Genomic DNA, 12,952 nt, shown 5'->3' with positions numbered 1-12,952 from the left:
CGCTAGAGTCGCGACATGACATCCCATCACGTCCACCGCCGTTTACCCGCCGCGCTGCTGGTCGCACTGGCCGCGTTCGCAACGCCTTCCTTCGCCGCCGAGCCCGCCCGGACCATGTCAGCCTCCGTTCCCGCGCCGTCGAGCGGCGCGAACACCCACGTGCACGGCCAAGGCGCCGCGTTGGATGTCCGATTCGCCTACGATCCGGACCAGCAGGCGCTGCGCGTGGATTACAAACTGCGCAACGTCGGGACCGCGGCGTTGGCGGTGTTCGACCGCGGCGATCGCCACGCGGTGGCCAGCGGCCGGCAGAAGGTCGGCGCGATTGTTCCGCCGGCGTGGCGCGACCAAGCCGGCGATGTCACCCTCAGCCACCTCGCCCTGCCGCTGGCCGATCCAGCGCCGACCGCGCCGGTGCGGTCGTTGGCGCTCAAGCTCGCGCCCGGCGCCGAGTCCAGCGGCCGGTTCGCGTTCGCCGTGCCCGGCCTGCAAGCGCCCAGGCGTTTGCGCTGGTGCCTGGGCGTGGCCGCGTTCGCCGACACCGATTTCGATACGCCCGAGCGCGTCGGTGCGCTGGAAATCTGGCGCGCGTGCTTCGCGGTGTCGGAGCGGCAACAGATGCTGTGCACGCCCTGGTTCGATGTCGCGCGCGGAGCGTTCGAAGCCTGAGCTCTGGACGTCTGTTCCCGAAGCACCTGTAGAAACTGCTGCAACTGCGGCCGCGAATCGCAACGATTGCGTAAGCATCGACGCAGTGGCACAGGCGCGGTCGCGGCTCGTGACCGAAGGAGCTCCGCGTGGGGCGCCGCTCCGGCAGGATGAGCGCGCCATCGCCGCGGAAAACGAAAACGGCGGCCGAGGCCACCGTTTTCGCTGACCCGATGGCTACGCTCCGGGTTATTCGACTTTCACCTCGACCCGTCGTGCTTCTTCGGGCTTGCCGTCGCCGGTGGTGACCGCCGGCTTGTCCAGTACGATGCGCTCGGCGGCGATTCCCTGCGACTCGAACCATTGCTGCACCGCTTGCGCGCGCTGCTTGGATACCTCAGCGTTGGCCGCGGCGCTGCCGGTCTCGTCATGGAAGCCGGAAATCCGCAGCTTCTTGTCCTGATGCGCGTTCAGCACCAACAGCACGCCCTTCAGATCGTCCGCGATGTTGGCCGGCAACTGCGCGGTGCCGACGTCGAAGTACAGCTTGGCCTCGTGCTTGTAGTCGGCGACTTCGAAGAAGGACTGGTCGTCGATGACGTCCTCGCCCTTGACGGCCGCCGAAGCGACCGCGGCGGAGTCGGCGGCGCCGTGCCGTGCCGATTCGCCGACCGCCGAGACCGGCAACAGCGGCACCAGCAACAAGGCGACGATGTTGATGATCTTGATCAGCGGGTTGATCGCCGGGCCGGCGGTGTCCTTGTACGGATCGCCGACGGTATCGCCGGTGACGGCGGCCTTGTGCGCTTCCGAACCCTTGCCGCCGTGGTGGCCGTCTTCGATGTACTTCTTGGCGTTGTCCCAGGCGCCGCCGCCGGTGGTCATCGAGATGGCGACGAACAGGCCGGTGACGATGGTGCCGATCAGCAGACCGCCGAGCGCCTTCGGCCCGAGCAGCAGGCCCACCACCACCGGCACCGCGACCGGCAACAGCGACGGCACGATCATTTCCTTGATCGCCGACTTGGTCAGCATGTCCACGGCGCGGTCGTACTGCGGCTTGCCGGTGCCTTCCATGATTCCGGGAATGTCGCGGAACTGGCGCCGCACTTCCTCGACCACCGCGCCGGCGGCGCGGCCGACCGCTTCCATCGCCATCGCGCCGAACAGATAGGGAATCAGGCCGCCGATGAGCAGGCCGATGATCACCATGTGGTCGGACAGGTCGAAGTTGAACACGATGCCCGGATGCGCGGCCTGCAGGTTGTGGGTGTAGTCGGCGAACAACACCAGCGCGGCCAGCGCCGCCGAACCGATCGCATAGCCCTTGGTCACCGCCTTGGTGGTGTTGCCGACGGCGTCGAGCGGGTCGGTGACCGCGCGCACGTCCGAGGGCAGCTCGGCCATTTCGGCGATGCCGCCGGCGTTGTCGGTGATCGGGCCGTAGGCGTCGAGGGCGACGATCATGCCGGCCATCGACAGCATCGAGGTGGCGGCGATGGCGATGCCGTACAGGCCGCCGAGCGCGTGCGAGCCCCAGATCGCCACGCACACCGCGATCACCGGCAGCGCGGTCGACTTCATCGATACGCCGAGGCCGGCGATGATGTTGGTGCCGTGGCCGGTGGTCGATGCGGCGGCGACGTGCTTGACCGGTGCGTACTGGGTGCCGGTGTAGTACTCGGTGATCCAGACGATGGCGCCGGTCAGGATCAGGCCGATCAGCGCGCAGCCGTACAGGTTCATCGCGCCGTGGCTGGCATCGCGCATCAGCTCGGTGGTGATCGGATAGAACGCGATCGCCGCGAGCACCGCCGAGACGATCACGCCCTTGTACAGCGCGCCCATGATCGAGCCGCCGGCCTTCACCTTGACGAAGAACGCGCCGATGATCGAGGCGATGATCGACACGCCGCCGAGCACCAGCGGGTACAGCACGCCATTGGCGCCGACCGTGCTGGCCATCAGGCTGCCGAGCAGCATCGTCGCGATCACCGTGACCGCGTAGGTCTCGAACAAGTCCGCCGCCATGCCGGCGCAGTCGCCGACGTTGTCGCCGACGTTGTCGGCGATCACCGCCGGGTTGCGCGGGTCGTCCTCGGGGATGCCGGCTTCGACCTTGCCCACCAGGTCGGCACCGACGTCGGCGCCCTTGGTGAAGATGCCGCCGCCGAGTCGGGCGAAGATCGAAATCAGCGATGAGCCGAAAGCCAGGCCGACCAGGGCGTGCAGCGCCTTTTCGCCGGTCACGCCGAGCTTGGCCAGCGCCAGCCAGTAGCCGGCCACGCCGAGCAGCCCCAGGCCGACCACGAGCATGCCGGTGATCGCGCCGCCGCGGAAGGCGACGTCCATGGCCGGGCCGATGCCCTTGCGCGCGGCCTCGGCGGTGCGCACGTTGGCGCGCACCGAGACGTTCATGCCGATGTAGCCGGCCGCGCCAGAGAGCACCGCGCCGAGCAGAAAGCCGATCGCGGTCGGCCCGCCGAGTGCGAACCAGATCAACACGAACAGCACTGCGCCGGCGATGCCGATGGTCATGTACTGGCGGTTGAGATAGGCGCGTGCGCCTTCCTGGATGGCGCCGGCGATCTCCTGCATTCGTTCGTTGCCGGCGGGTTGTGCGCTGATCCAGCGCGCGGACACGATGCCGTAAAGGATCGCGATGACGGCGCAGCCCAGCGCCAAGGTCAAACCGTACTGCTCCAGCATGAACCCCTCCCCAAGTGTAGAAGTGGACATCACAGGACAACGGGTCGATCGTGTTGTGCCGCGGAAAGCTGTTGGCCGGTGTGCCGCGGAATCGCTTCTTGCGCTGATGCGTGTTGCATTGCAGCGACGCCGTGCTGCGAACACGGCGGTGTCGCGACTATCGCACACGCACTGGGCCGGTGAAACCTCGCCGCCGAGAGCTGGCGCAAGCGGCCGGCGGCCGTCGGCGGGGCTGCGACTGCAGTCACGGATCGGGTCCGGTTCGTTCCCGGGATCGACCCGTTATCGCCTTGACCCGTGCACGCGTGCGCTGTGACGCAGCAGCTGAATACGCGCGCTGCGGATCGACCGGCGCAGCGGCATGCATGGGCGTGCGGACGCTCGCACAGCGCCGACAGGCCATCGGTTTGACACTGCCTGCGCTGCGCCGCTTAGATCGATGGCGCGCATCGTGTCGGCCAGGGAATCGCCACGGTTTGCCGATGCGCACTGCGGGCATGGCCCGCAGGGGGAGCCACGGGCGGATGCGTCGTTGCGGCGTCGATGCCGGTGTGCGCTTGAGTACAGGAAAGGGTTTTCCATCGAACCTCAAGTCAGGAGATGTCCATGAGCAAGAAGCTGATCGCATGTTGTGTGTTCGTGTTCGGTATGGGGCTGGGGCTGACCGCCGCGGCCGGTGGGTCCAGCATCACGCCGGAAATGGCGCAGTGCATCTACGACTGCAAGCTGGCCGGTAACACCCAGGCCTATTGCTGGTCGTGCTGCGTGCAGAAGCAGTGCCCCATCCCGCTGGAATAAACCCGGCCGGTTGAACCCCGGGTCGTGTCGACCCGCGCGTCGGCCGCCTTATCCGGGCGGCCGACGCGTTCGCCCGATCGCCCTGCGTTCGCCATCTGGGCCGGGCGGAGCGGGCCTTGCAGGCCCGGCCGGCGAGGGTTCAGCCAATGCGTGCCAGTCTGCGCCGGCCTTGTGAGAGCGGAGCCGACGATGCGATTCGTTCCCGTTTTATTCGTTTCGATTCTGTGCGCGGGCCTGCCTGCGCTCGCCACCGCCGCCGATCCGGTGCCCGAGATCAAGCGCGGGCCGATTCCGGCCCAGGCGGTCGCCCGCCTGCACACCCTGCGCCAGATTCCCGAAGCCTGCGCGCGGGTCGAGGGGATATTCACCGGCCAGGCCGCGGATCCCTACAAATTCGCGGTCGTGCGCACCAGCCCGAACTGCCAGCCGCGTGCGCGTTTCGTCGACGCCGCCAAGGCGCAGCCTTCCGAAGCCGGCGGCTGGAAGTTCAACGATCTGATCCGCGTGCCCAGCGCCGCCTGCCCGCAGCAACAGGCGGTGGTGCGGATCTGGCGCAAGCCGGCCGCGGCCGCGGTGCCGCCGACCCTGGATGCGCAGGGCAAGTCGCGCCTGTACCTGCAGGACGAAAAGGAAAAGGCCGCGGCCAACAAGCTCGCCGCGATTCCGATGTTCGCGGCTGAAATGAAAGTCGAAGGCCAGGCCTGCGGCGGCTGAATACGCGCCGGGGCGACCGCCTCATCGCGAGCTGAGCATCGTCAAAAAGCGTCGCATAAAGAAAGGGCCGCAATGCGGCCCTTTCTTTCATCCTGCCCGAGTGCAGTGGCTTCGTTGCGAAGCCGCTGCGCTTACTTGGCGACCCGGCAGTTGCCGATGTGGATGAGACGAGTGTCGGCCTGGTAGGAGTCGAAGGTGCCGACCAGGTCGAGTTTGTCGCCCTTGCGCAGGGTCATCGAATAACCGCGCTGGTCCGAGGCCATGTGGCACATTACGCGGGTGAAGACGATGGCGTCGCGGCTGCTCGGAATGAAGCCGGGCAGCAACGAGGGCTTCATGTCGTAGAACACGCTCAGGCCGCCGCTGCCGGATTCCGAACCCAGGAAGTAGCCGCTCACGCGATACGTCTTGCCCTTGTTGCGCACGTCGATCATCGCGACGTTGTCTTCGACGGTCTTGGAGACTTCGTCGGCCAGCTTGATCGCCGAGATCGAGATCGGCTTGGCGCCGCCGGCGGTCTTCGGCGGTGCCTTGCCGGGCTTGAGCTGGTACAGCATCTTGCACATCGAGGTCTTGATCGAGTCGGCGTTGGCGAGCGCGCCGCGGCGCGTCTTCATCAACATCGTCACGGTGCCGTCCGGCACCGCGGTCACGTAGACCTGCAGGCCGCGATGGGCGACGTTCGGCGACACCTCGAGCAGCAGCGAGCCGGTCTGGCTGTTCGCGTCGATCACGTTCATGCCGTCGGACACGGCGATGTTGTTCATCTGGGCGACCGCGCTGGCGACGCTGAGGCCTGGCACGGTCACCGAAGTCGAGTACTCGGTGCCCTTGAGCGGGTTGCCGGACTTGGTGAAATTGTCTTCGCACTTGCCGGCCAGGGCCGAAGCCGAGGGCAGCAAGAGAATGAGCAGCGGTAACAGCTTGCCTTTCATGAAGGCCTCCTTGATATGTCGAAACTCAGCGTCCGTGCGTCCGCCATTAAGTGCATGAACGCGCGCGATGGCAGAGTGCCGTAATCGCCCAGGCGATTCAACGGGTTTCGCCGTATGGTTAATGTGCTGTGTGCCTATTCCTGACGCAGCGCACAGCTTGCGGCGCCCGCGAAAACTGAACTCGCGGCCGTGCAGGCGGGTTGGACATCGCCTGCGCGTCGGTGATCGAGGGGGCGTTCGTGCACTGCGTGCTGCCGATGCGTCCGCGTACGGGCGCACCGGTGGACAGCGTTCCCAGCCTCAGCAGCCCGGGGCCTGCGCGTAGCGGCGCTGCATTTCTTCCGGCTCGATCTGCTCGATGCTGTGGCCGATGTTCCAGCGATGGCCGAACGGGTCGATGACCGTGCCCGAGCGTTCGCCGTAGAAGTGATCGCGCGGCGCCATTGTCAGGCGTGCGCCGGCGGCGACCGCGCGTGCGACCACGTCGTCGGCATCGTCGACGTGCAGGTGCAGGGTGTGGCTGTGGCCGCGTTCCGGCTCCGGACGGCGGATCTCGACCTCGGGGAATTCCTCGCACAGCATCAAGGTGGTGCCGCCCAGGTCGAGTTCGACGTGGCCGATGCGGCCGCCGGGTTCGACCAGGCGGAATTTCTCGGTGGCGTCGAAGACCTTGCAGTAGAACGCGATCGCGGCCTGGGCGTCGCCGACGCACAGATAGGAAAACAATTCGTGGACGGCCATGGCGGGCTCCGGGGTGGATGACGGCGCCAGCATGGCTGCGGGCCGCTCGCGAGGATTGGAGAAAATTGACCGGCGCCGCGCACGGCGCTCGCGCCTGGCTAGCCCGGTCCGATCGGCAGATGATGCGGCGCGGCGAGCGGCGCGGCCAGATACTCGCGCGGGCTGACCCCGGCGAATTCGCGGAACTCGCCGATCAGGTGCGACTGGTCGAAATAACCGTGCTCGAGCGCGAGCTGCGCCCACGCCGGCCGCGGCGTCGCCGACAAGGCCGCGAGCAGGCGGCGGAAACGCTGCACGCGCGCATAGCGCTTGGGCGCCAGGCCCACCGCATCGCGGAAGCCAGCGATGAAGTGACGATGGCTGCGGCCGCCGGCTTCGGCGATCGCGGCGATGGTGTCGTCCGTGCCGGATGCCCGCTCGAGCCGGGTCGCCGCCTGCGCGATCTGTGGGTCGAGGCCGCGCAACGGGCGCAAACGCTCGTGCAGGAAGCGCTCGAACACCTGGCGACGACGGCGCGGATCGTCGGTTACGGCAAGACGCTCGTACAGCAGCTCGGCGGCATTGCCGCACAGATCGCCCAGCGATACGTGTTGGCCGGCGAGCTCGGCCGCGGACACGCCGAACAAGGCCAGTGACGCGCCGGGGCGCAGCACGGCGCCCACCGACGCGGCCGGCGCCGAGGTGTCCTTGATGCAATACGTGGCGCGGATGCCGGCGACGGTCGCGGCGGCGTGGCGACGGCCGATGCGATCGTCGGCACCGGCGTACAAGCGCAGCGGCGGTCCGTCCAGGCGCACGACCAGGTGCATCGAGCCGTTCGGCAAGGAATGCTCGCGCAGGGCGCGCTCCGGCCCGGCCGGACGCGCCTGCACCCAGATGCGTTCGATCCAGGGATGCAGCGAAGCCTGCATGGGGCGTTCGGCGGTCATGGCGTGCGGGAGAAGGGCGACAGGTCGTGGCGGCGGCAATGCACGATCATGCGCTCGTATCCGATAGCGGTGCTCGATGCCTGGGGCCGGCGCGCATTCATATCGAGACGGAGCGCACCGGGATCGCGGCGTTCTTGCACGATGCACCCGCGCCGCTGGCGGTGTAGTCGTAGATGCTGCCGTTGCGGACCATGAACCTGATCGTGCAGCGGCCGGTGTCCGCGGCCGGTGCCGATGGAGCCGCCTCGCGCATCGGTCCGGTGGCGCCGAAGACGTAGTGCAGCCAGCGGCTGCTGTCTTCCTCGCGGTACGAGAGCGGGTCGCCCCAGGTGCCGACCAACAGTTGCACAGGTGCGTCGATCCAGCTTTCCAATGCCGGGTTCGGCGTGCGCTGGCGACGTTCGCTCGCGCGGGCGTTGCGCGCCGAGGCTTCGGCCTGCGCGCGGGCGTCGTCCTGCTGGTCGCGCAATTCGGTGTGGACCTGGTCCATCGCGCCGGACAGGCGCGCGAGCGTGCTTTCGACTTCCTGCTGGCGCGCGGCGATCCGGGTCTTGGAGCGGGAGGTGGTGTAGCGCGGCCGCTTGCCGTCGGTCCAGAAGCGCTGCCAGGACAGGTCGACCACGGTCAGTTGGTTCGCCGCGCCGTCGAGCGGGGTCATGCCGTGCTCGGGGTTGCGCGAGGCCGGCTCACAGGCGAAGCGCTGCGCCTGGGTCATCCAGCCGGCGGGCGTGGGCGCCCACTCGCTCGGCGCCCGGCTTTCCTGGGTGTCGTTGCGCCGATACACCTCGACCGCGGTGCTGCGCGCTTGTCCGCGCGCACAGTCGAACTGCAGGTGGTGGACGATCTTGTCCGGCGCAGACTGGTGCTCCATGACCTCGAACACCCGGATCGAACGCGGCGCCGCTTCGCGCGCGCTCATCGCCGCGTCGGGGCCGTCGGCGAACAGGATCCGGCTTTCCTCTTCCGGCGACAGAGCGGTCTCGATCCAACTGCTGTCGGCGTAGATCAGGCCGCGCGTGGGTTTGTCGCCGTAGCGATGCAACAGATAACCCTCGCCGGCACAGGCCGGTGCCGCCGCCAGCACGAGGGCGGCGAGGCTGGCCGACAGTGCGGCTTTCTTGCCGGCTCTCTTGCCTGCTCTTTTGGCGGCCTTCGTGGAGGTGTTCGTCCAACTGTCCATGATCGAACGCGGTCCTTGGGGCGGCGACCATCGCCGCTGCCCGAGGATAGCGCCGCCCGCTGTGGGCGGCGCGCTCAGGCCGGTTTTGCGATGGCGTTAGCGGCCGGCCGTCGCAGTTCGCTCAGCCCTCGAAGGCTGGCAACTTGGGTTTCACCGCGATGTTCTTCAACGCTACGTACTTGGGCAGGCCGTCGCGGCCGTACGGCGGCGGGGCTTCGCCGCGGATCAGCGGCTCCAGATAGGCGCGGGCCTTGGCGGTGATGCCGTAGCCGTCCTTGCGCAGGAACCCGGCCGGCATCTTCTTCTCGTGGTTGGCGACCTTGCTCAGCGGCGCGGCCTCGATCTTCCAGCGATACGGCGCGTCCGAGGTGCGCACGATCACCGGCATCACCGAGTTCTGGCCCTTCAACGCGAACTCGACCGCGGCCTTGCCGACCGCGCGGGCCTGCTCGACGTCGGTCTTGGAGGCCAGGTGGCGGGCCGAGCGCTGCAGATAGTCGGGCAAGGCCCAGTGCACCTTGTAGCCCAGAGCGTCCTTGACCCGCCCGGCCAGGTGCGAGGCGACGCCGCCGAGCTGGGTGTGGCCGAAGGAGTCGTGGCCGCCGCCGGCATCGGCGACGAAGCGGCCGTCGGCGGTCTGGATGCCTTCGCTGGCGACCACCACGCAATAGCCGACGCGTTCGACCGTGGCCCGGACCTTGGCGAAGAAATCGGCCTCATCGAAGGGGCGTTCCGGAAACAGGATCAGATGCGGAGCCTCGTCCGCGCCCTGGCCGGCCAGGCCGGCGGCTGCGGCCAGCCAGCCGGCGTGGCGGCCCATGGCCTCGTAGACGAAGACCTTGGTCGAGGTCTCGGCCATCGCCGCCACGTCGAGGGCGGCCTCGCGCACCGACACCGCGGTGTACTTGGCGGCCGAGCCGAAGCCGGGGCAGCAGTCGGTCACGGCCAGGTCGTTGTCGACCGTCTTCGGCACCCCGATGCAGGTCAGCGGGTAGCCGAACTCGGCCGCGAGCCGGGACACCTTGAGGGCGGTGTCGGCCGAGTCGTTGCCGCCGTTGTAGAGGAACCAGCGCACGTCGTGGGCCTTGAGCACGGCCAGCAAGCGCTCGTAGCGGGCGCGGTCGGCCTCCAGCGACTTGAGCTTGACCCGGCACGAGCCGAATGCACCGCCGGGGGTATGGCCGAGGGCGCGGATCGCCGCCGCCGACTCCCGGGAGGTGTCGATCAGCTCCTCGCGCAGGGCGCCGAGGATGCCGTTGCGGGCCGCCAGCACCTTGACCTTGCGGGCCCGGGCGGTCTCGATCACGGCCGAGGCCGTGGCATTGATGACGGCGGTCACACCGCCGGATTGGGCGTACAGCAAAGTTCCGTTGGGCATGGGGATTCCAGGATTTCGGCCGGATTGCGGTAAGCTGCCAGCAATATTTTGCCCGGCGGGTGAATGGCGGCTCCGAGTGTAGCGCCGCCCCGCGGACTGGCCAGCCTCGGGCGGCCGGTGGGTTGCGAGGCTGGCGTGGCGAACGCCGGCCGCGACGATTTCGTTAGTTTTCAGGAGCGATGTTGATGCGATTGGTACTTCTGGGCGCGCCCGGTTCCGGCAAGGGCACGCAGGCTGCGCGGCTAAAGGAGCATTTGCAGGTGCCGCATATTTCCACCGGCGATCTGTTACGCGGCGAAGTCGCGGCCGGTTCCAAGCTGGGTCTGGAAGCCAAGGCGGTGATGGACGCCGGCAACCTGGTCAGCGACGAGATTCTGCTCGGCATGCTCGAGGACCGTTTTTCGCGTCCCGACACCGCCGGCGGTTTCATCCTCGACGGTTACCCGCGCAACCTGGCCCAGGCCGATGCGCTCGACGTGCTGCTGAAGAAGATCGGCCAGCCGATGGATTTCGCCGTGCAGCTCGAAGTGCCGACCGAATTGCTGGTCCAGCGCATCGCCGGCCGCGCCGCCGAGCAGGGCCGCGTCGACGACAGCCCGGAAGCGGTGCGCACGCGCCTGAAGGTTTACGACGACGTGACCGCGCCGGTCATCGAGTACTACCGCCAGCACGGCCGCCTGACCGTCGTCGACGGCGTCGGCTCGCTGGACGTGGTGTTCACCCGCATCATCGAAGCGCTGGAACCGGCGCCGACGGTGGGTTGAGACTCGTTTCTTCTGCGTCGCGTTCGCGCTCCGGTTTTGCTCTCTTTCTCGCTGCACCGCGTTCGCGCCCCGGTTCTTCTCCCTCTCCCGCTTGCGGGAGAGGGTTGGGGTGAGGGCATTCGCTCTCCCAGCCGCCGCACAGGTTTCGCGGTAGCGGGATCGGCAGCCGTGGAGCTTCTGCGCACGCCGACTCCCGCGCCCTCACCTCTTGTCCTCTCCCGCAGGCGGGAGAGGGGGCGTCGGTGCCGTGCAGGAGCCGCTCACGTTAGACCTTCGACGTTAATCCAGGACCTCGGATCTTGAAGCTACATATCTTGGGCATCGCCGGTACTTTCATGGGCGGTGTCGCCGCGCTCGCACGCGAACTCGGTCATGAGGTCGAAGGCAGCGACCAGGCGGTGTATCCGCCGATGTCGACCCAGCTCGAACAGCTCGGCATCGCGCTCAAGCAAGGCTATCGGCCCGAGCACATCGGCGCCGATTGCGATGAGATCGTGGTCGGCAACTCGCTGTCGCGCGGCAACGCCGCGGTCGAGCAGGTCCTCGACGACGGCCGCCGCTACACCTCCGGCGCACAGTGGTTGTGCGAACAGGTGTTGCCGGGCCGCGACACGCTCGCCGTTGCCGGCACCCACGGCAAGACCACGACCACGACCATCCTGACCTGGCTGCTGGAGGCGGCAGGGCGCCAGCCCGGCTTCCTGATCGGCGGCGTCGCCGAAGACTTCGGTGTGTCCGCGCGCATCGGCGCCGGCCGCGAGTTCGTCGTCGAAGCCGACGAGTACGACACCGCTTTCTTCGACAAGCGCAGCAAGTTCGTCCACTACCGTCCGTTGGTGGCGATCCTCAACAACCTCGAATACGACCACGCCGACATCTTTCCCGACGTCGCCGCGATCCAGCGCCAGTTCCATCACCTCGTGCGCACCGTGCCGCGCCGCGGCCGCCTGATCGTCAACGGCGAAGACGAACGCTTGAGCGAAGTGCTGGCGATGGGCTGTTGGACTACGGTCGAGCGCTTCGGCCTGCAGTCCGAGGCCGGTGTCGCGGCTCCGGCCTATGACTGGACCGCGCGCCTGATCGAAGCCGACGGCAGCGCCTTTGCGGTGATCCACGACGGTATCGAAATCGGCGAAGTGCGTTGGCCCTTGCTGGGCCGGCACAACGTCATGAATGCCTTGGCTGCGTTGGCCGCCGCGAATGCGGTCGGCGTGGATGTCGTCGGCGTGCTACCGGCGTTGGCGGCGTTCCGCAGCGTCAAGCGTCGCCTGGAAGTGATCGGCGAAACCGGCGGTGTCACCGTCTACGACGACTTCGCCCACCATCCGACCGCCATCGCCACCACGCTCGCCGGCCTGCGTGCCAAGGTCGGCAGCGCGCGCATCGTCGTGGCGATGGAACCGCGTAGCAACTCGATGCGCCTGGGCGCGCATTCCGAAGCGCTCGCGCCTTCGCTCGACGGCGCCGACACCGTGGTGTTTCTGCATCGGCCCGAGTTGGCCTGGGATGCCGGCAAGGTCGTCGCCGGTCTGCGTGGCGAGGGCGTGACCGTGCCCGACGCCGATGCCCTGATCGCCGCGCTGAGCGAACGCGTACGCGCCGGCGACCATGTGGTGTTCATGTCGAACGGCGGTTTCGACGGCGCCCCGCGGCGGTTCTTCGCTGCGCTGCGCGATGCGCAGGCGGCGTAGTCGCCTCGCTGCCGTCCGACCGTCCCCGTAGGACCAGCGTCCCACAGGGATTTCCTACGCTCATAACCCGCGACCGCGCCGCTCCGATCTAGCCTCGCAGCTGGCTGGTGCCCAAGGGTAGGAGCGGCGCAAGCCGCGACCGCGTTCGTTCCCGAACCGGCGTCGGCCGCGAGGTCAGGCAACACTGGCTTTCGCCTTTGCCGCAAAGATTCCGATTCGGCTTCGGCTTCGGCTGTTGCTGTTGCTGTGCGCGGCTCCGCACTCGCGAAGGCAATCGAAGACCCGGAGGGCGGCCTGCATGGATGCAGGCCGTTTTTCATCGGGACAGGGATGTCCCGTATGAAAAAGCCCTGCGTGTGCACCGCTCGTGCGGGCTGGTGATTCAAAGAAAAGCATTTTTCTTTGGTTACCTTTGACCGAAGGGAATCCAGACGGACTTTTGTTGCTTATGACAAAAGAAAGTAA

11 protein-coding genes and 1 pseudogene are annotated in these 12,952 nt (G+C 67.8%); 5 read left to right on the top strand and 7 right to left on the bottom strand.

Annotation, left to right across the window (positions count from 1 at the left end):
- The first annotated feature begins 15 nt into the window (after window positions 1-15).
- Complete coding sequence (locus GLA29479_RS15235) at window positions 16-669, top strand: hypothetical protein (protein ID WP_144436538.1); 654 nt, start codon at window positions 16-18, stop codon at window positions 667-669.
- 228 nt (window positions 670-897) lie between these two features.
- Here GLA29479_RS15235 and GLA29479_RS25980 read toward each other — a convergent pair whose 3' ends face one another.
- Together GLA29479_RS25980 and GLA29479_RS15230 are read right to left on the bottom strand one after the other, a co-directional pair.
- The gene (locus tag GLA29479_RS25980) at window positions 898-1,344 is read right to left on the bottom strand and encodes an OmpA family protein (RefSeq protein ID WP_282955885.1); all 447 of its coding nucleotides are present in this window, start codon (window positions 1,342-1,344) and stop codon (window positions 898-900) included.
- Window positions 1,333-3,357 (bottom strand): annotated as a pseudogene (locus GLA29479_RS15230) (sodium-translocating pyrophosphatase); the annotation flags it as partial. The gene GLA29479_RS25980 and the pseudogene GLA29479_RS15230, both read right to left, overlap by 12 nt.
- A 606-nt stretch (window positions 3,358-3,963) precedes the next feature.
- Here GLA29479_RS15230 and GLA29479_RS15225 point away from each other — a divergent pair.
- Window positions 3,964-4,155, top strand: a complete 192-nt coding sequence (locus tag GLA29479_RS15225) for an NRT1/PTR family MFS transporter (protein WP_144436537.1) — start codon at window positions 3,964-3,966, stop codon at window positions 4,153-4,155.
- Between the two features lie 189 nt (window positions 4,156-4,344).
- Window positions 4,345-4,869 (top strand): hypothetical protein, encoded by a 525-nt coding sequence (locus GLA29479_RS15220; protein WP_057972075.1) that lies wholly within the window; start codon window positions 4,345-4,347, stop codon window positions 4,867-4,869.
- A 131-nt stretch (window positions 4,870-5,000) separates the two neighbouring features.
- Here the strand turns inward: GLA29479_RS15220 and GLA29479_RS15215 are convergent, their stop codons facing one another.
- The 5 genes from GLA29479_RS15215 to GLA29479_RS15195 form a co-directional block, all read right to left on the bottom strand.
- Complete coding sequence (locus tag GLA29479_RS15215) at window positions 5,001-5,804, bottom strand: hypothetical protein (RefSeq protein ID WP_057919097.1); 804 nt, start codon at window positions 5,802-5,804, stop codon at window positions 5,001-5,003.
- Window positions 5,805-6,104: 300 nt separating this feature from the next.
- Window positions 6,105-6,545, bottom strand: a complete 441-nt coding sequence (locus GLA29479_RS15210; RefSeq protein WP_057972074.1) for a VOC family protein — start codon at window positions 6,543-6,545, stop codon at window positions 6,105-6,107.
- 98 nt (window positions 6,546-6,643) lie between these two features.
- Window positions 6,644-7,456 carry a helix-turn-helix transcriptional regulator gene (locus GLA29479_RS15205; RefSeq protein ID WP_211264991.1) on the bottom strand — a complete coding sequence of 271 codons (813 nt, stop codon included), beginning with the start codon at window positions 7,454-7,456 and terminating at the stop codon, window positions 6,644-6,646.
- A gap of 115 nt (window positions 7,457-7,571) precedes the next feature.
- Window positions 7,572-8,654, bottom strand: a complete 1,083-nt coding sequence (locus tag GLA29479_RS15200) for a hypothetical protein (protein WP_057972072.1) — start codon at window positions 8,652-8,654, stop codon at window positions 7,572-7,574.
- Window positions 8,655-8,775: 121 nt separating this feature from the next.
- Window positions 8,776-10,032 carry a 6-phosphofructokinase gene (locus tag GLA29479_RS15195; RefSeq protein WP_057919093.1) on the bottom strand — a complete coding sequence of 419 codons (1,257 nt, stop codon included), beginning with the start codon at window positions 10,030-10,032 and terminating at the stop codon, window positions 8,776-8,778.
- Between the two features lie 185 nt (window positions 10,033-10,217).
- Here GLA29479_RS15195 and GLA29479_RS15190 point away from each other — a divergent pair, with 185 nt between their 5' ends.
- A complete protein-coding gene (locus GLA29479_RS15190; protein ID WP_031370360.1) occupies window positions 10,218-10,796 on the top strand; it encodes an adenylate kinase in 579 nt (192 codons plus the stop codon).
- A gap of 296 nt (window positions 10,797-11,092) precedes the next feature.
- Entirely contained in the window at window positions 11,093-12,487 is a 1,395-nt protein-coding gene (mpl, locus tag GLA29479_RS15185) for a UDP-N-acetylmuramate:L-alanyl-gamma-D-glutamyl-meso-diaminopimelate ligase (protein ID WP_057972071.1), read from the top strand.
- Window positions 12,488-12,952 lie beyond the last annotated feature (465 nt).

The sequence above is a fragment of the Lysobacter antibioticus genome, assembly GCF_001442535.1.
GTDB lineage: Bacteria > Pseudomonadota > Gammaproteobacteria > Xanthomonadales > Xanthomonadaceae > Lysobacter > Lysobacter antibioticus.
The sequence above is the reverse complement of the archived record's forward strand: the minus strand, read 5'-3'. Positions and strand labels throughout refer to the sequence as shown.

Coding starts and splice junctions, on each gene's coding strand:
- GLA29479_RS15235 (WP_144436538.1), top strand. CDS start 16: ATGACATCCCATCACGTCCACCGCCGTTTACCCGCCGCGCTGCTGGTC.
- GLA29479_RS15225 (WP_144436537.1), top strand. CDS start 3,964: ATGAGCAAGAAGCTGATCGCATGTTGTGTGTTCGTGTTCGGTATGGGG.
- GLA29479_RS15220 (WP_057972075.1), top strand. CDS start 4,345: ATGCGATTCGTTCCCGTTTTATTCGTTTCGATTCTGTGCGCGGGCCTG.
- GLA29479_RS15215 (WP_057919097.1), bottom strand. CDS start 5,804: ATGAAAGGCAAGCTGTTACCGCTGCTCATTCTCTTGCTGCCCTCGGCT.
- GLA29479_RS15210 (WP_057972074.1), bottom strand. CDS start 6,545: ATGGCCGTCCACGAATTGTTTTCCTATCTGTGCGTCGGCGACGCCCAG.
- GLA29479_RS15205 (WP_211264991.1), bottom strand. CDS start 7,456: ATGCAGGCTTCGCTGCATCCCTGGATCGAACGCATCTGGGTGCAGGCG.
- GLA29479_RS15200 (WP_057972072.1), bottom strand. CDS start 8,654: ATGGACAGTTGGACGAACACCTCCACGAAGGCCGCCAAAAGAGCAGGC.
- GLA29479_RS15195 (WP_057919093.1), bottom strand. CDS start 10,032: ATGCCCAACGGAACTTTGCTGTACGCCCAATCCGGCGGTGTGACCGCC.
- GLA29479_RS15190 (WP_031370360.1), top strand. CDS start 10,218: ATGCGATTGGTACTTCTGGGCGCGCCCGGTTCCGGCAAGGGCACGCAG.